Annotated in this window: 16 protein-coding genes; 15 read left to right on the forward strand and 1 reads right to left on the reverse strand. The window is 44.4% G+C overall.

What is annotated here, in order from left to right:
• Window positions 1–76: 76 nt before the first annotated feature.
• The 9 genes from L1D60_RS08545 (at window position 77) to L1D60_RS08585 (ending at window position 9,549) form a co-directional block, all read left to right on the forward strand.
• Window positions 77–253, forward strand: a complete 177-nt coding sequence (locus L1D60_RS08545) for a hypothetical protein (protein ID WP_239840698.1) — start codon at window positions 77–79, stop codon at window positions 251–253.
• Window positions 254–480: 227 nt separating this feature from the next.
• Window positions 481–1,080: a GTP cyclohydrolase II gene (gene ribA, locus L1D60_RS08550; protein ID WP_239840699.1), complete on the forward strand. Its 600-nt coding sequence runs from the start codon at window positions 481–483 to the stop codon at window positions 1,078–1,080.
• Window positions 1,081–1,252: 172 nt separating this feature from the next.
• Window positions 1,253–2,512 (forward strand): imelysin family protein, encoded by a 1,260-nt coding sequence (locus L1D60_RS08555; RefSeq protein WP_239840700.1) that lies wholly within the window; start codon window positions 1,253–1,255, stop codon window positions 2,510–2,512.
• Between the two features lie 211 nt (window positions 2,513–2,723).
• The gene (locus L1D60_RS08560; protein WP_239840701.1) at window positions 2,724–4,112 is read left to right on the forward strand and encodes a di-heme oxidoredictase family protein; all 1,389 of its coding nucleotides are present in this window, start codon (window positions 2,724–2,726) and stop codon (window positions 4,110–4,112) included.
• A gap of 147 nt (window positions 4,113–4,259) precedes the next feature.
• A complete protein-coding gene (locus tag L1D60_RS08565) occupies window positions 4,260–5,318 on the forward strand; it encodes an imelysin family protein (protein WP_239840986.1) in 1,059 nt (352 codons plus the stop codon).
• Complete coding sequence (locus L1D60_RS08570) at window positions 5,308–6,399, forward strand: DUF1513 domain-containing protein (protein ID WP_239840702.1); 1,092 nt, start codon at window positions 5,308–5,310, stop codon at window positions 6,397–6,399. Before L1D60_RS08565 ends, L1D60_RS08570 begins: the two co-directional genes overlap by 11 nt.
• Window positions 6,400–6,480: 81 nt before the next feature.
• The gene (locus L1D60_RS08575; protein ID WP_239840703.1) at window positions 6,481–8,025 is read left to right on the forward strand and encodes a L,D-transpeptidase family protein; all 1,545 of its coding nucleotides are present in this window, start codon (window positions 6,481–6,483) and stop codon (window positions 8,023–8,025) included.
• Window positions 8,026–8,198: 173 nt separating this feature from the next.
• Window positions 8,199–8,747, forward strand: coding sequence for a YcbK family protein (locus L1D60_RS08580; RefSeq protein ID WP_239840704.1), 549 nt, complete (start codon window positions 8,199–8,201; stop codon window positions 8,745–8,747).
• Between the two features lie 148 nt (window positions 8,748–8,895).
• Window positions 8,896–9,549, forward strand: a complete 654-nt coding sequence (locus tag L1D60_RS08585; RefSeq protein ID WP_239840705.1) for an MBL fold metallo-hydrolase — start codon at window positions 8,896–8,898, stop codon at window positions 9,547–9,549.
• 48 nt (window positions 9,550–9,597) lie between these two features.
• On the opposite strand, the gene L1D60_RS08590 is transcribed toward L1D60_RS08585, so the two are convergent.
• Window positions 9,598–10,356 (reverse strand): DUF2982 domain-containing protein, encoded by a 759-nt coding sequence (locus L1D60_RS08590; protein WP_239840706.1) that lies wholly within the window; start codon window positions 10,354–10,356, stop codon window positions 9,598–9,600.
• 220 nt (window positions 10,357–10,576) lie between these two features.
• On the opposite strand from L1D60_RS08590, the gene L1D60_RS08595 reads away from it, so the two are divergent.
• From L1D60_RS08595 to L1D60_RS08620, 6 genes are all read left to right on the forward strand, one after another.
• Window positions 10,577–10,969 carry a MarR family transcriptional regulator gene (locus L1D60_RS08595; protein WP_239840707.1) on the forward strand — a complete coding sequence of 131 codons (393 nt, stop codon included), beginning with the start codon at window positions 10,577–10,579 and terminating at the stop codon, window positions 10,967–10,969.
• 513 nt (window positions 10,970–11,482) lie between these two features.
• Complete coding sequence (locus tag L1D60_RS08600; protein WP_239840708.1) at window positions 11,483–12,577, forward strand: TRAP transporter substrate-binding protein; 1,095 nt, start codon at window positions 11,483–11,485, stop codon at window positions 12,575–12,577.
• 181 nt (window positions 12,578–12,758) lie between these two features.
• On the forward strand, window positions 12,759–13,292 hold the full coding sequence (locus tag L1D60_RS08605; RefSeq protein WP_239840709.1) for a TRAP transporter small permease subunit: 534 nt from the start codon (window positions 12,759–12,761) through the stop codon (window positions 13,290–13,292).
• A 10-nt stretch (window positions 13,293–13,302) separates the two neighbouring features.
• A complete protein-coding gene (locus L1D60_RS08610; protein WP_239840710.1) occupies window positions 13,303–14,586 on the forward strand; it encodes a TRAP transporter large permease subunit in 1,284 nt (427 codons plus the stop codon).
• A gap of 151 nt (window positions 14,587–14,737) precedes the next feature.
• Window positions 14,738–16,093 carry a cache domain-containing protein gene (locus tag L1D60_RS08615; RefSeq protein ID WP_239840711.1) on the forward strand — a complete coding sequence of 452 codons (1,356 nt, stop codon included), beginning with the start codon at window positions 14,738–14,740 and terminating at the stop codon, window positions 16,091–16,093.
• The gene (locus tag L1D60_RS08620; protein WP_239840712.1) at window positions 16,086–16,724 is read left to right on the forward strand and encodes a response regulator transcription factor; all 639 of its coding nucleotides are present in this window, start codon (window positions 16,086–16,088) and stop codon (window positions 16,722–16,724) included. Before L1D60_RS08615 ends, L1D60_RS08620 begins: the two co-directional genes overlap by 8 nt.
• The last annotated feature ends 199 nt before the right edge of the window (window positions 16,725–16,923 follow it).

Raw genomic sequence — 16,923 nt, forward strand, 5'->3', positions numbered from 1 at the left:
TGTTTACCTGAAGATCGGTATTTTGTAACATATCCCACTCGTATATGACTTAGCACTTCAATATAAGGACGTATTGGTGGAAAACGTAATCTCAAATCTAAAAAAAGAGTTTTATAGCCATGTCCAGTCAGAGCAGTGGGCAGACAAGTACAGTGCTAAGTCAACAGTCTCTCTTCTGACGCAAGAAGAGTTGGCTGAGTTGGAAAATGCCTGGATTCAACTCGTGATCTGGAAGCAGAAACAGATCGGCTAAGTTAAGCTAACTGTCTAATTTTTAACCCCATGTCAACCTGGTTGGCATGGGGTTTTTTAATGCTGTTAACAAAAAATGTTATATTATAACATTTTGTTGGCTCAGAGCCTTGAAAAAAGTGATCAACGGCGCCATAGTGTCTATCATTAGATTGTTCGCTACAAAATTATTACTTAAATGAATAACGTAGCGCTGTTAAATACAACGAATTGCAAGTGAGTGTAGATATGGCGGAAGTTCGTGCCAGAGTAGATTTTAAAGTAGGGGCCAGCAGCAACATTGATGCGGAGCTTCTTTCATTCCACGGCTTAAAAACAGACAAAGAACACGTTGCTGTGATCTTCAAAGCAGCTGACACAACGCAGGACATCCCATTGGTTCGTATGCACTCTGAGTGTTTAACTGGGGATGTGTTCCACTCGTCACGTTGTGATTGTGGCGAACAACTAGACGAGACGATTCGTCGCATGGGTGAATCGGGCGGTATCATTCTTTATCTTCGCCAAGAGGGTCGTGGTATCGGTCTTTACAATAAGATTGATGCATACCGTTTACAAAGCGAAGGTATGAACACCTATGAAGCGAATAACCACTTAGGTTTTGGTGATGATCTGCGTGACTTCACTGAGGCGGCAGAGATGTTACGCGCGTTAGATGTGACTAAGATTCGTCTTATTACTAACAACCCTAAAAAAATTAATGAGCTGAAATCGTACGGTATTGAGATCGAAGAAGTTGTAAATACGGCAGCTCATATCAAATCGGGTAACGAAAGTTACTTAAAAGCAAAAGTGTCTCACGGTAAGCACAACTTAACTATTGAGTAGTTTAGCGTGTTGCATCTAACACAAAATGAAGCAAAAACCTCACAAATGTGAGGTTTTTTTGTATTTGCCTTGCAAATAAATTGTAACTTTGTATTATCGCAACAAGTAGTGCAAATGATAATGGTTTGTACTACCAATATAAATAATAATTCAAGCTCAACAAGGATGCTTCATGACCATTAAATCTTTAGTGACTAAAGCGGTTACTTCGTCACTCATTTTTGCTTCTGCTTCATCTTTTGCAGCAGTGACCCAAGATCAAGTTGTCGAGCACTACGCTGACATCGCTCACGCGGTATTTGCAGACTCTGTGATCACAGCGAAAGCGCTTAACTCTTCTATCGACACATTTTTAGCTTCGCCGTCAGCGAGCAACTTCGAACAAGTTAAACAAGCTTGGCTGGAGTCTCGTGTTCCTTATCAGCAATCAGAAGTGTTCCGTTTCGGTAACGCAGTTGTTGATGATTGGGAAGGTCAACTGAACGCATGGCCACTAGATGAAGGCCTAATCGACTACGTTTCAACAAACTACCAGTACGAGCTAGGTAATGAAGGCGCAAGTGCAAACATCGTTGCAAACGAAACCTTCCAAATTGGTCAAACTAAAGTTGACGCATCAAACATCACACCAGAGCTAATCGCTGAACTAAACGAAATCGGCGGCTCTGAAGCGAACGTTGCATCAGGTTACCACGCGATTGAATTCCTACTTTGGGGTCAAGATCTAAACGGTACTAACGCTGGCGCTGGCGCTCGTGCATACACTGACTTCGTTGTTGGTGCTGAGTGTACAAATGGCAACTGTGAGCGTCGTGGTGCTTACCTTAAAGCGGCTGCGGAACTTCTAGTTCAAGATCTAGAGTGGATGGAAAAGCAGTGGTCTGCAGACGAGAAGGGCAACTACCGTCAAGAGCTACTGGCTGAATCTAGTGACAATGGCCTTCGTAAGATGCTATTCGGCATGGGTTCACTGTCTCTGGGTGAACTTGCTGGTGAGCGTATGAAGGTAGCACTAGAAGCGAACTCTACTGAAGATGAGCACGATTGTTTCTCTGATAACACGCACAACTCTCACTACTATAACGAGCAAGGCATCTACAACGTTTACACTGGTCTGTACAAGCGTGAAGACGGTACATTGCTTTCTGGTCCAAGCATCTACGACCTTGTTGAGCAAAAAGATAAGCAAGCAGCAAAAGAGATCCAGAAGCAGTTTGATCTAGCACGTGCACAAGTGGGTCAACTTGTCTCTTCAGCAGAGAAGAACAATGAGTACTTCGACCAGCTAATCGCGGCAGACAACGCTGCAGGTAACGCACTAGTGAACAAAACTATCGTTGCTCTGGTATCTCAAACAGCAGCAATCGAGCGTGCGGCAGGCATCATCGGTATCGATAGCCTAAACCCAGACACGGCTGATCACGAGTTTTAATCTCTTGTGATATCTCACTATTGATAAGGGCTCGTTTGAGCCCTTATTTGTTGAGGTCGAATAGGTTGCGACGAGTTGAAATGCTCTTATGTCCAACCAAAGATGACAGCTCACCTCGGTCGTCAAAGCTTAACCAATCTAATGAACTTAAGTATTAGCCCATAAAAAGTACAACGAAGCTAAATACTCACCAACTTAGCAAAGGCAATGTATGAAGTCGTATCTTTCCGCCTCGTTATTATCCGCTCTGTTTTTTGTGTCTCCATTACACGCCCATGATGTTTACTCTGGTGGCAAAACTACCGTTAAAAAAGAAGGAGCGAATGCATTCTCTCTACCTGCTGCTAATCTACCGATGACCAAACGTCTCGATTTCAGCGTAGGTAACAGCTTTTTTAGAAACCCATGGGTGCCTGCGCCATCATCCACCGATGCACGTGATGGCCTAGGTCCGCTATTTAATACCAATGGCTGTCAAAACTGTCATATTAAAGATGGACGCGGACATGCTCCCGAAAATGGTGATGAAAATGCCGTTTCAATGTTGGTACGACTGAGCATCCCAGCAGAAACGCCAGAGCAGAAAACAGCCTTTATTCGTGATGGGGTGATACCAGAGCCTACTTATGGCGGCCAACTCCAAGATTTTGCTATTCAAGGTGTTAAGCCTGAAGGCAAGGTCAACATTTCTTATACCGATGTACCCGTAACCTTTGCGGATGGTACTGTTGTGACACTTCGTAAGCCAACACTGACAATCACAGAGCTAGCTTTTGGAGATATGCACCCTAAAACGCAGTTCTCTGCACGTGTTGCGCCACCAATGATTGGTCTGGGTTTGCTTGAAAGTATTCCAGAAGAGACAATTCTAGGTTTTGCTAAACAACAAAAACAAGCGAATCAAGGTGTGTCAGGCAAAGCAAACCAAGTGCTTGATGTGCAAACAAATGAGATGACTCTAGGCCGTTTCGGTTGGAAAGCGGGGCAACCAAATCTCATGCAGCAAAATGCCGCTGCGTTTAATGGTGATTTAGGCTTAACAAGCAATCTGTTTCCAAATGAAAACTGCACATCTGCTCAGTCGACCTGTACCGAGTTTCCTGATGGCGGTAAACCAGAAGTCAGTGACAATATTCTCGACTTTGTTGAGTTCTACTCTCAACACTTGGCGGTTCCAATTCGCCGAAATGTCGATGATCCGCAAGTGATTAAAGGACAGGCACTGTTTGCACAGTCGGGTTGTCAAAGCTGTCACCAAACCAATATTCGCACCATGGAGCGAGAAGGTTTACCGGCACTCTCTAAACAGCTTATTAGTCCTTATACAGATATGCTTTTGCACGATATGGGTGAAGGCTTAGCGGATAACCGACCTGAGTATTTAGCCAATGGCCGCGAGTGGCGTACTACACCGCTTTGGGGCTTGGGTTATACGCAAGAAGTCAACGGTCACACCTTCTTACTGCATGATGGCCGAGCTCGCAATGTGATGGAAGCAGTGCTGTGGCATGGTGGTGAGGCTGAGCACGCAAAACAGAAGGTACTTAAATTGAATAAGTCTGAACGTGACGCGCTCATCGCATTCCTAAATTCGTTATAATTGAATGTTTTAGGCTTTATATCTTTATCGGAAATTCACAATAGCGATACCAGCTTGTGAATTTCCTTTGCTATGCGCTAAGTAAATCTATAATCAAAAGCGCAGACATGCTCAACATTAGGTAACAACATGAAAAATAAACAATTCATGAAAAGCAAACTGTGGGCACTCCCGTTATCAGCTTTGGTTGTAACGGGGTGTCAATCTTCTGGTGGATCAAACTCATCAGATGAAAACAACTTAGGCTTTTCGGCCGATACCGCTCAGCACTTGAGCACAAGCGTCTACCTGACAGAATTCAATTCAGCGGTAAACTTTGCAACACAAGCGTCAGAGCTCGAAGCGGCAGTTGAATCGTACTGTCAAAGCGATGCTGTGACGTTGGAGCAGCTGAAGTCAGAATGGCAACAAGCAATGACGGCTTGGATGGCGTTGCAGGGGCAGGAGCGTGGTCCTGTTAAAGCGCTTGAAGAGAGTTGGAATGTCCAGTTCTGGCCAGACAAAAAGAACACGACCGGGCTGAAAATGAGCCAACTCAACCAACAGAACAAGCTCTGGACACAGCAAGATATCGCAATGCAGAGTGTGACAGTTCAAGGGCTAGGTGCGCTTGAGTGGTCTTTTTACGACAAAGCGTCTCCACTTTTGGTTGATAAGGCGTCAGGTTGTCAGAGCGTCACTGCGATTGCGCAAAACCTAGCATTAAAATCTTCAAATATCGCCTCTGCTTGGCAGGTGAACCCATGGACATCTCTTGATGAGAAACAGTGGGAATCAGAATACATCGCGTTGATGACGAATCAGCTTGATTACAGCATGAAGAAATTGAGCCGACCGTTAGCGAAAATTGGTAAGCCGCGTCCATACTTTTCGGAGTCGTGGCGTGCGCAAACGTCAATGGCTCAGCTAAAAGCGAACGTTGTGGCCTTAGAGGCGCTCTACTTAGCTGACGGCAAAGGTTTAGATGCGATTTTACGCGAGCAAGGACATCAAGATCTTGCCGATCGCGTTTTTTCTCAATTTGAACTCACCATTGATACATGGCCAGAGCAAGAGAGCCTGTTTGAGTTGCTACAAAGCAAAGAAGGCTATCGCCTTGTGTTGTCGCAATACAATAAATTAGAGCAACTGAAATACCTTATCCATGAAGAAGTAGCCATAGAGCTTGGTGTTGTAATAGGATTTAATGCAACCGATGGTGACTGATTCTACACGCAGAAACCTGTTGAAGGCGGCGCTAGGTTGCGCCGCTGTTCCAGTGCTACCGTTTGGCTGTGCCGCTACGCAATCTGAGACCTCACTTACAGATAATTCGCCTAAGCTGATTGGTTGTGCATTGAATGGAAGAGATCGCTTCTCGGCGGTGGTTGCGAACCAATTTGGTCAACCACTTACTCAATTGCCTATTCCGGAGCGAGGCCATGGGGTCGCGATAAGCCCAAATCAAAATCATGCGGTGGTCTTTGCTCGCCGTCCGGGTAACTTTTTTGTTGTGTTTAATTACGTTACAGGACAACAAATCAAGATGACCGTGAAGGGGAATAATCGACACTTTTATGGTCACGGCGTGTATTCGTTAAATGGTCGTTATCTCTATGCAACAGAAGGTAAAAGTGACACCAGTGAAGGCGTAATCGGAGTCTACGATGTCCAGCAAAACTACATCAAAGTAGAGGAGTTTAGCGGTTTCGGAATTGGTCCACATGAAGTGATCATCATGCCAAGTGGTGATTTGGCGATTGGCGTGGGCGGCGTGCACACTGATGGGCGAACACCGAAAAACCTAGATACCATGAAACCAAGCCTGACTTATCTCTCTCCTACGGGGCAGATTATTGATCAAGTGGGGTTGCCAGATAAGAAGTTGAGTATTCGACACCTTGCGCACGATGGGGCTCAAACCGTGTTATGCGGACAGCAGTATCGCGGCGAACCTGACGAGTATCCTTCGTTGCTTGCGATGCACACCAAGGGCGGTGAATTTGAAAGCTTGAATGCTGAGCCGGAGCAGTGGGCGAGGTTTAATCACTATATCGCGAGTATTGCTGCTTCGGATGAGTGGATACTGGCGACCTCTCCGAGAGGCAATTGCTACGGAATATGGTCTAAAGCGACGCGCGATCTTGTTGAGCTCTCCTACCTTGCCGATGCTTCTGGTGTGGTACTACTTGCAGATGAATTTCGACTAAGTTCAGGTGCTGGTGGCGTCATAAGCCAGTCTGTTCCTCATGATAAGTCTACACTTCAATCGGGTATTCAATGGGATAACCACTGGAGTGCAACTTGATGCTTAAAAATCGTTAAAAAATAACATGCTTGCTCCAATTCTTTGCCATACTTAAAAGATGATTTGGCATAGGAGCATCGCATGTTAGTGAAGTATATTTTCGCCATATTACTGGTGGTCTCCACACATTCGTGGGGTTCTGCCAGTCATCAGATAAGACAGGATATTAAGCCTGGTTCTGACCTATCATTTTCGCTCCTATATCCAGAGTTAACGCAGCGTATCTATCAAGATGCTTCTTATCCTGTAGTTTGGGAGTCATCTACCGCTTTTAATGCATTTGAGTTTCAACTATCGCTGATCGATAAAGCGCAGTTTTCTCCGCTGTTCAGTGAGCAATTTAAACAAATTGAGAGGTATAAAGCCTCTGGTGAGTGGGATAAGGTCGATATCCTAACCACAGATGCGCTTCTGCATTATCTAAGTTATGTAGAGAATGCACCACTAATCGGTAAAGAGTGGTACTTCTCTGAGAAACTTCAAGACCGATTACCTGAGCCCGCCCCTGAAACCATAGTTCGTGTGCAAGACAGCATTGATAATGGCTATTTATTGGAGCTAGTTCTTTCTCACGCTCCACCGGTGGGTAACTTTGACCAGTTTAAAGAGTCTTACGCCGTGCTCTCTCAGGCGATGGATGAAACCTTTCCTCTCTATGATCAACTTGGTCTAAAACGCTTGGAAGACGAGATCACACAAAAACCGATCTTATTAGAAAGGATGGCTTTAGTGGGTGTCGATATTTCTCATGTCGATCCGAATATTCCTGTTTTCGATCTAGAGCTTGAAATAGCGGTCAAATCTTTTCAGAAGATCCATGGAATAAAGTCAGACGGGATTATTGGTCCAGATACGATGAAATGGATCAATATGTCATTTGAAGATCGCTTGCGAGCGATCGCACTAAATGCTGAGCGTGCGCGTTTATGGCCCAAAGACAGAGACTCTCTTATTGTCGTCAATGTGCCTAGTTTCGAGATGAAGTATTGGGAAGGGGGTAAAGAAGTCTTTGAATCTAAGGTGGTGGTAGGGCGAAAATCTCGCAAAACACCTCTATTAGAGATCAATCTTGATTCGGTGATTCTTAATCCAACCTGGAACGTTCCTTGGAAGATCATGGTGAAAGACATTTTGCCTAAGGTTCGCGCAGACGAGAGCTATTTAACCAGCAACAACTTTCGAGTGATCGATGGTTGGAGAACGATGGAGACCATCGATCCAGAACTGATTGATTGGCAAAGCATTAACTTTAATTCTTTTCCTTATCGCATGAGACAAGAAGCTGGTTCAAGCAACGCTTTAGGCTTGTATAAGTTTAATACACCAAACAATCGCGCAATCTACTTACACGACACCCCGAGTAAAGGACTGTTCAATGATGATTTTCGTGCCTACAGCTCAGGTTGTATACGTGTAGAGCATGCGGAAGAGCTGGCAGAGCTGTTGTTCGAGACGAAAGCGAGAAAAGCGCCACGACAAGACGGTTCGTTGGCACCGAACACCAAAGTGAGGCTAAAAAAACGAATTCCAGTGCATATCATTTATCAAACCGTACTGTTTGAAGAGGAAGGGATTCAATATCGCGGAGATGTCTACCAATATGACAAGGAAGGCGGAGAAGGGTGATCTTGACCAAAATTTACAAACAAAACTTTATTGATGAAATTATAATGCCTATCAATAACTAAGAGTTTTAAGGCATCAAAAATAGCGTTCTTGAGCAAATTTTGCTCATTGACGTTGCAATACCCATTATGTATCGTGCGTTTTTTGTTCGATTTAATGGGATTTTTTGCTGTATGTCTCAAAATGTATTCTCTCGCCGTCAGTTTCTCACTATTGCTGGTGGTTCTGTGGTCGCGGCTTCTCTCACACCTTCACTCGCGTTTGCTTCATACCCAGACCAACCAAGAGTCATTAGCATGAATAATCTTCATACTGGTGAAAGCTTGGAAAGCTGCTACTTCGATGGCAAGAACTACGTTGGTGATGAAATGGCTCGCTTGAGTAAGCTGTGTCGTGATTTCCGTCGTAATGAAATCCACCCGATGGATAAGAACCTGTTTGATCAGATTACGCAGATCCAAAATATCCTTGGTATTCAAAAAGAAGTACAGATTATTTCAGGCTACCGCTCTCCAGCAACCAATGAAGCACTACGTTCTAATTCAAGTGGCGTGGCGAAAAAGAGCTACCACATGCTGGGTAAAGCGATCGATTTTCGCATCGATGGTGTGAACCTAAAAGAGTTGCGTGACGTCGCGAAGAGCTTGAAAGCGGGCGGTGTGGGTTATTACGCTCGCAGTAATTTCATTCATATTGATACAGGCCCTGTACGCAGCTGGTAATGACAGATAGCCAAAGTATGGCTTTATGTGTTTGGACATCCCTAGCTCAAAACTTGTCAAAATAGACATCCAATGTCATAGTTTGCGCCAGATTATGTAATGGAACGCTAAATTAGCCATTATTAAGTTTGCTTTCTAAGGTTTGTATATGTCTCTTAAGTATCAAGTTGTACCGGTTACCTCTTTCTCCCAAAACTGTTCGATTGTGTGGTGTGATGAAACCATGGAGGGCGTTGTTGTTGACCCAGGTGGTGACGTAAAACAACTAGCTGCAATCATCGAAGAGTTAGGTGTTAAAGTGGTGAATTTGGTACTGACTCATGGTCACTTAGATCATGTTGGTGGTACAGAACCGTTAGCTGATATTCTAAAAGTAGAAATCGTTGGCCCACATAAAGCCGATAATTTCTGGTTGCAAGGTTTGGAAGGCCAGAGCCAAATGTTTGGTTTCCCACGTTGTGAAGCTTTTGAACCCAACAAATGGTTAGAGCAAGGCGATAAGATCACGTTCGGCAACCAAGTGATGGACGTAATTCATACTCCGGGTCACACACCAGGACATGTCGTGTTGTTCAGTGAAGAAGCGCGTTTAGCCTTTGTAGGCGATGTGTTGTTCAATGGTGCGATCGGTCGTACAGACTTCCCTCAAGGTGACTTCAACACGCTAATCTCTTCAATCAAGACTAAGCTTTGGCCGCTAGGTAACGACGTAACGTTTGTACCGGGTCACGGCCCTGAATCGACCTTTGGTCGCGAGCGTGCTTCGAACCCATTTGTTGCGGATGAAATGCCACTTTACTAATTCGATATTTTCAGCCTCTACTTAATAAACAGCTCACGCTAGAGCTGTTTATTGCTCACGCTCTGCTGCTGCAAGATAGCGTCGAGCTAATCCTACGAACTCCTCTCCACTCATTTTTAAGTCATTGGTAGATATGAAGATATCGTAGCCGTGATAACCTCTTTGATAACGCATCCTGTTAGCCAACATCGCTTGTAAACCTGAATAGTGCCAACGCTTGTCTTTCTCTTTAGCTAGGGCTTGTGCTTTTGACGCACTGAGGGCGTCTTGGTCGATGAAAATAGAAGCTTCATCGTCGTTGAAGCGCATTTTTCCGTTGAATTGTGATGAATCCAAAACAATATCTTCAAACTTAGACTCTTGCCCGGCCTGCTTAGCACCAAGGTAGAGCAGTGCCCTTTGATTCAACAGCAACTCACACGTGATCTTAGGACAGATTGAATCTAGGTAAGGGGCGTAATCACGAATCTTTACCCCTATCCAAGGGAGTGGTTGGTGCCAGCCATCTTGTTGATAGGTGCATAAACCGATTTTCTCTATGTTTGACCATTTTAGTACCCAGCCACCTTTGTAAAAGTGTTGCTGAAAGTGGGTGGGCGTTAACGTAAATAGAACTCGGCTTCGCAGCATTAAATAGTAACCAGCGACAAGTAACACGATAACCAGAAAAGCACCAACAAAAAGGAGTCGAGGAGCGTCATAGTAGAGTGCAACGAATAAGCATATGAAGCCCAAAATTACAGCGACATAACGATAGGCGCTTTTGAACTTCGGCAGTGAAAAGTTTGCAATATGACGTGTTTCCATGGGGTTCACCAAGTTTCATATTTTGGTCTGGATGGATAACCAGTAGATATGACCTCAAATTAATAATGCTATGTCTAAATAATAGACGTTGATAGACAATATCGTTATTTTTCGTCGACTTTCGACGCTTCACTCTACAAATAGCTCCTGTTTTTTGGTATAAATCGCGCTTCAAATTTTCACCACTGCGAGTAAGAGCAGTGAACTGGAGAAATATTCAATGAGACTTGCTCATAAGCGTAAGGTGCAGGCGAAGCTGCAAAAGCGCATTAAAGCGGCTGTAGCAAAAGTAGAAGCAACGCCAAAAACAGCAAAGCCTGTCGCAGAGAAAGTTGTAGCAGAAAAAACTGTAGCAGCAAAACCAGCGGTAGAGAAAACAGTAGCAGCACCAAAGACAGTGTCTGTATCACTGACTCCTAAACAGCAACAAGTTCTAGACATCGTTGCGAGCAATGCTGACGGCATCAACCCTAAAGGTATCGGCCTAGCAGCGGGTCAAGAAGATGCGAAAGCTGGTTCATGGGCAACAGGCGCATTGAAAAAACTTCTTGAAGAAAACCTAGTAGCGAAAGAGCAACTAGCAGGTAACAAGGTTATCTACAAAGCTATCTAATTCCTTTTGGAATAACTCGCTTATCTAAGTTTTAAGCCTCGAACTGTTCGAGGCTTTTTTGTATCTGGCGTTTTGTACCACACCTGCTGTCGTTTCACGTCTTCGCTGTTATTTCGCTGGCTTTGCTGTTATTTCACTGGCATTACCGATGTTTCATCGGCGTTGCCGCACCTTTTATCGTTGTTTTATAAGAGCTTGTGTTCATATTTAATTTACTCTCTACACGATGCTCGTCACGTTCTCGTAAAATGTTATTAACTTTACCCCTAGATTACTACGTACGAAGTTTTCTTTGAGATCTCACTTTTTATTTTTTGTTACCTCTCTGTATAAGGTAATAGGAGTTAATGTCCTACGTACTAATACTTAATTCTTTAGTCTAATACTGAGTTTTCAGGCTGCGTAGCCTGCGTGCTCATTCCCATTTCTTATTAACAGATGTCGATGCATTCTTTTGTTGAATCATAAAAGTACTCATAGAAAGAGTATTGAAACCCAACAAAGGACGTGAACATGAGTCTTATTTCTAACTCCCTCACTCGAGTGTTTAAAAACGTTGCGATAACTGCGACAGCTTGTTTAGCAATGGTTGCAACAGGTGCTACAGCTGCTGAAAAAGTCTATCGTTTAAAATTGGCGGAAACTTGGGGTCCAAACTTCCCAATTTTCGGTGATGCAACGAAGAACATGGCCAAGATGGCTGAAGAGATGTCTAACGGTCGTCTACAGATTCGTATCGACTCTTCGAATAAACACAAAGCACCTCTTGGTGTTTTCGATATGGTGAAATCTGGTCAATACGATATGGGACACTCTGCATCGTATTACTGGAAGGGTAAGGTGCCAAACACACTTTACTTTACTTCGATGCCGTTCGGCATGCTACCAACAGAGCAATACGCTTGGTTCTACTACGGTGGCGGTATGGAGCTGATGGAGAAAGTGTACTCTCCACACAACCTACTTTCGTTCCCAGGTGGTAACACGGATACTCAAATGGGTGGCTGGTTCCAGAAAGAGATCAATTCAGTGGAAGATCTACAAGGTCTGAAAATGCGTATCCCAGGGTTCGCTGGTGAGATCTTGGCAGAGCTAGGTGCGAAACCTACGAACATTGCACCGGGTGAACTGTATACGTCTCTAGAGCGTCGTACGATTGATGCATTGGAGTGGGTAGGTCCATCTCTTGATTTACGTATGGGTTTCCACAAAATCGCGCCTTACTACTACACAGGTTGGCATGAGCCAGGTACAGAGCTTCAGTTCCTAGTTAACAAGCGTACTTGGAACAAGTTACCTGACGACCTTAAAGCAATTCTACAAGTGGCGATGAAGACTGCGGCTTACGACATGTACACGCAATCTAAGCACGAGAGTGGCAAGAACTGGGCTTCTATCCAATCTGAATACCCAAATGTTCAGGTAAAAGATTTCCCAGTTGAAGTAATGACTGCACTTCGTGAAGCGAATGACCGCCTACTAAAAGAACATGCAGAAAAAGACGCAACAGCGAAAGAGATTCAAGCTTCGCAAGCAGCTTACATCGAGCAAGTTCGTCCATGGTCAAACATTTCACACCGTGCTTACCTAAACAGCCAAGCACAATAATCAGCTTACGCGCTAAAGCGTAATCGAAAAAATCGGTAGCTTGGGTAAGTCTTAAGCTACCGAGAAGCCCAAGAAAACCTCTTTGCAGTTTCACCTTAAATAATAAAGAAACGCTAAGAGCCCACAATAATGCTCCGTTGTTTCAATGAGCGGAGCAATTTCAAATTCCATGGAGTAGGGAATGAGAAGTCTAATTTATATCGAACGAGCATTTAATCGTTTTGGTGATTTCCTTGGCTGGTTATCCAGCATCCTGTTCATTTTGTTGCTCGCCAACGTGGTGTACGACGTTGTGATGCGTTATGTGTTTAACGACGTGTCGATTGCGTTTCAGGAGATGGAATGGCACCTATTCTCGGCCGTATTCCTACTAGGCGTTCCTTATGCCGTTAAAGCGGGTGGTCACGTACGTGTAGACCTGTTCTATGAGCGCCTTTCCAATCGCGCTCAAGCTATCATCGATTTGTTAGGAACAGTGTTCTTCCTGTTCCCATTCTGTCTACTTGTAGCTTGGTACGGTATTGATTTTGCCAAAGAGAGTTACTCATTAGGCGAAACATCAGGAGATCCGGGCGGCTTGCCTTACCGCTGGATAATTAAAGCGATGATCCCATTGTCATTCCTATTTATGGCAATCAGTGGTGTTGGCTTGATGCTCCACTCACTGAACAAGATATTTAACCCGCACCTGATTCAGTCACACGAGCAAAAGTAAGGAGACAAAAATGATCGGTATTGTAATGTTTTTTGTAGCCTTGTTTGCGTTGCTACTTGGCTTCCCAGTTGCGTTTACCTTTGGTGGTATCGCTTTGATTTTTGGTGTGTGGGCCGAAGGCATGGATATGTTTGCCTTCATGCCTTATCGAATCCAATCCATTATGGAAAACACGGTATTGATGGCGGTTCCGCTGTTCGTTTTCATGGGTTTGGTATTGCAAAAGACTCGACTGGCTGAGCAGTTACTTGAATCAATGGGTAAGCTGTTTGGTGGTGTCCGAGGCGGTATCGCTATTTCAACGGTACTGGTAGGCGCGTTGCTAGCGGCTTCTACAGGTGTAGTAGGTGCTTCGGTTGTTGCTATGGGTCTTATCTCGCTACCTGTTATGCTTAAGTACAACTACGACAAAGGCTTAGCATGCGGCACCATTTGTGCGTCAGGTACCCTAGGCCAGATCATCCCACCTTCTATCGTTCTTATCTTGTTAGGTGATGTGCTTGGTGTACCAGTGGGTGATCTTTTCCAAGCGGCAGTTTGGCCGGGCTTGGTATTGGTTGGCGCTTATGTGTTGTATATCCTTATCTACGCAAAAATGAACCCAGAAGCGGCTCAAGCGATCCCAAGTGACGATAACATCAGTCGTAAGCAAGAAGTGATTACAGCGCTAAAAGCGGTGATTCCACCTCTCGCTTTGATTGTTGTGGTACTAGGTTCAATCTTTGCTGGTGTAGCGACACCAACTGAGTCTGCTGCTCTTGGTGGCGCTGGTGCTATCGTTCTTGCACTGCTGTACCGTCAGTTTAGCTGGGGAATGGTTTACGAGGCATCGAAAGAGACCGTTAAAGTGACGGCAATGGTATTTGCGATCCTACTGGGCGCGACCGCTTTCTCAATGGCATTTACTTACACTGGGGGTGATTACCTTGTTGAAGAGTGGATGCTGCAAATCCCAGGTGAGAAGTGGGGCTTCCTGATCATTACCATGTTGGTGATTTTGATTCTTGGCTTCTTCATTGATTTCGTTGAGATCTGTTTCATCATCGTACCAATTATTGCACCAGTCGCAGAGATTATGGGTATCAACATGACTTGGTTTGCAATCTTGATCGCAATGAACCTACAAACCTCTTTCTTAACGCCACCGTTTGGATTTAGCCTGTTCTACCTGAAAGGTGTGGCACCGAAAGGCGTAACCACTCGTGATATTTACCGTGGTGTAATGCCGTTTATCGGGATTCAGATACTGGTACTTGCATCACTGTTGGTATTCCCTGAATTCTACGGAATGTGATCGCCTGATTACATAAAATTAACAAGTCTTGATAAAGTAAAGCTGCTCTTAGGGGCAGCTTTATTTTTACTAAGCTGTAAGGAAACTGGCTGTTTCGGCCAAAGAGCGAAATAATGAAAGCATATAGAGCTGACGTATCCAAGGAGTGGAAATGCCTCTAAAAGCGAAACTGATTCTGTTAAGTCTATTACCGTTGTTATTGGTAATGGCGCTTACCAGCTGGATCTCTGTTTTCCAAGCCAAAACCTTGGGTGAAAAAGAGGTCGAGCTGTTCCATTCTAGTTTGATTAAATCCAAAGAGTTGGCGTTAAAAGATCTGGTTGATCTAGCATTTGACGCAATCTCTCACATCTACAACGATCCCGACATGGATGAAGCGGAAGCTCAGCACGCGGTTAAGGCTGTTATCAGCAAATTGCGCTATGGCACCGATGGTTACTTCTTTGTGTACGATGAGTTCGGGACTAACTTAGTTCACCCGATCATGCCTGAGCTGCAGGGCGAGAACTTGCTGCATATCCAAGATGAAAACGGGAACTACCTGATTGAATCTCTGCTCACTCAAGCCAAAAGTGGCGGGGGTTTTCACCATTATCTTTGGCAGAAGCCATCAACGGATGAAATAGTACCTAAACTGAGCTACGCATCATGGCTGAGTAAGTGGAACTGGATGATAGGGACAGGGCTCTATATCGAAGATGTCTCTCAAGAAGTGGCCAATATGCAGTCGGCGGTCAACAATAATATTGAAACGACATTTTTTACTATGGTGGTTATTGTAACGGTAACGGTCGCCGTGATTGTGGTGTTGACGTTAGCGGTAAACCTACATGAACACCGCATCGCGGATAAGAGCCTAAAAGAGCTTGCCCATAAAACGGTGATGTTCCAAGAAGATGAGAAAAAGCACTTAGCTCGCGAGCTGCACGACGGGATTAATCAGTTACTTGTGTCCAGTAAATGTCACCTAGAGCTGTTAGGGACTAAACTGGATGATGACACTCAAAAACAACATTTGGAGAAATGTCAGAACTCGTTAATGACGGCCATTAATGAAGTGAGGCATATTTCCCATAATCTGCGCCCTAGCGCATTGGATGATTTAGGACTTGAAGCGGCTTTGAATTCGCTGTTAATTGATTTTAAATCACACTCGCAGATAGAGACTGAAGCGGCGATCAGTTTGAACAATTTGAAGTTGAAATCCGAAGTGAGTACGACGCTGTATCGTGTTGCTCAGGAGTCACTCACTAATATCGAAAAACACGCAAGTGCTCATAGTGTGAGTGTGGCGCTTCAGCCCTTAGGGAATATGCTGCAGCTGATTATACGAGATGATGGCGTTGGCTTTGATGTCAGTGCAACGTTACGCAAATCGGGTATTGGGCTACGCAACATGCGAGAGCGCGTCGAGTTTATCGGTGGTGAGTTTGAATTGGAAAGTGAACCGGGGTTCGGAACAGAGATCACCGTATTATTAAGGTTAGATGGATTAGTTTATGGATAAACCAATTAAAGTGGTGATCGTCGATGATCACCAAGTGGTATTAGATGGATTTATCGCGCGCTTGCATTTAGAGCCCAAAATCGAAGTGATTGGCTCAGCAAGCAATGGCTTAGAAGCCGTCGAAGTGGTGAAAGATCTGCAACCTGATGTCGTCTTGATGGACGTCAGTATGCCGATCATGAATGGCATCGATGCCACTCGATTGATCAAAGAAGAAGCGCCAGATATCAAAGTCTTAATGCTCACCATGCATGATAACCGTGAATACATCATGAAAGTGATGCAGTCGGGGGCTGTGGGGTACATGCTTAAGGAGATCTCGGCAGAGAAAATGGTGCAGGCGATTAAGACCGTTAATCAAGGCTCTACTTATTTCTGCGAAAAGGTCACTCAAACTTTGTTTACACAGCCAATTACGCCAACTCAAACGGCGAAGAATCCGCTAAGCAGACGTGAGGAAGCGGTGTTGAAATTGGTGGCTAAAGGGGAGAGCAGTAAGGCGATTGCTAAGACATTGGATATTAGCTACCGAACGGTCGAAACGCACAGGCAAAATATAAAGCACAAATTGGACATTCATTCGACCGCTGAGCTGGCGAAATTCGCGGTTAACTCAGGTCTTGTTGAATGATTAATCTCTAGTTACCGCTATCGAAAAAGTGCTTTTGAAGTATAAAAATACTTTGACCTAAAAGTAATTTAATTAATTAGACCGACGTGCTCGGTCTTTTTTTAGTCATAAATTCGAGTAATTCAGTCGTATTTGGTTGAAAACTAAGCGAACCACCTTCAGTTTACTGAAAACAATAAGTTAACCTGCTAAACTTCAT

Source organism: Vibrio sp. Isolate30 (assembly GCF_022397975.1).
Taxonomy (GTDB): domain Bacteria; phylum Pseudomonadota; class Gammaproteobacteria; order Enterobacterales; family Vibrionaceae; genus Vibrio; species Vibrio fortis.

What these genes read in the sequence shown, in the direction of transcription:
- L1D60_RS08565 (WP_239840986.1), top strand. Translation starts at nt 4,260, where the DNA reads ATGAAAAGCAAACTGTGGGCACTCCCGTTATCAGCTTTGGTTGTAACG.
- L1D60_RS08590 (WP_239840706.1), bottom strand. Translation starts at nt 10,356, where the DNA reads ATGGAAACACGTCATATTGCAAACTTTTCACTGCCGAAGTTCAAAAGC.
- L1D60_RS08575 (WP_239840703.1), top strand. Translation starts at nt 6,481, where the DNA reads ATGTTAGTGAAGTATATTTTCGCCATATTACTGGTGGTCTCCACACAT.
- L1D60_RS08555 (WP_239840700.1), top strand. Translation starts at nt 1,253, where the DNA reads ATGACCATTAAATCTTTAGTGACTAAAGCGGTTACTTCGTCACTCATT.
- ribA (WP_239840699.1), top strand. Translation starts at nt 481, where the DNA reads ATGGCGGAAGTTCGTGCCAGAGTAGATTTTAAAGTAGGGGCCAGCAGC.
- L1D60_RS08605 (WP_239840709.1), top strand. Translation starts at nt 12,759, where the DNA reads ATGAGAAGTCTAATTTATATCGAACGAGCATTTAATCGTTTTGGTGAT.
- L1D60_RS08585 (WP_239840705.1), top strand. Translation starts at nt 8,896, where the DNA reads ATGTCTCTTAAGTATCAAGTTGTACCGGTTACCTCTTTCTCCCAAAAC.
- L1D60_RS08620 (WP_239840712.1), top strand. Translation starts at nt 16,086, where the DNA reads ATGGATAAACCAATTAAAGTGGTGATCGTCGATGATCACCAAGTGGTA.
- L1D60_RS08615 (WP_239840711.1), top strand. Translation starts at nt 14,738, where the DNA reads ATGCCTCTAAAAGCGAAACTGATTCTGTTAAGTCTATTACCGTTGTTA.
- L1D60_RS08580 (WP_239840704.1), top strand. Translation starts at nt 8,199, where the DNA reads ATGTCTCAAAATGTATTCTCTCGCCGTCAGTTTCTCACTATTGCTGGT.
- L1D60_RS08560 (WP_239840701.1), top strand. Translation starts at nt 2,724, where the DNA reads ATGAAGTCGTATCTTTCCGCCTCGTTATTATCCGCTCTGTTTTTTGTG.
- L1D60_RS08610 (WP_239840710.1), top strand. Translation starts at nt 13,303, where the DNA reads ATGATCGGTATTGTAATGTTTTTTGTAGCCTTGTTTGCGTTGCTACTT.
- L1D60_RS08595 (WP_239840707.1), top strand. Translation starts at nt 10,577, where the DNA reads ATGAGACTTGCTCATAAGCGTAAGGTGCAGGCGAAGCTGCAAAAGCGC.
- L1D60_RS08570 (WP_239840702.1), top strand. Translation starts at nt 5,308, where the DNA reads ATGGTGACTGATTCTACACGCAGAAACCTGTTGAAGGCGGCGCTAGGT.
- L1D60_RS08600 (WP_239840708.1), top strand. Translation starts at nt 11,483, where the DNA reads ATGAGTCTTATTTCTAACTCCCTCACTCGAGTGTTTAAAAACGTTGCG.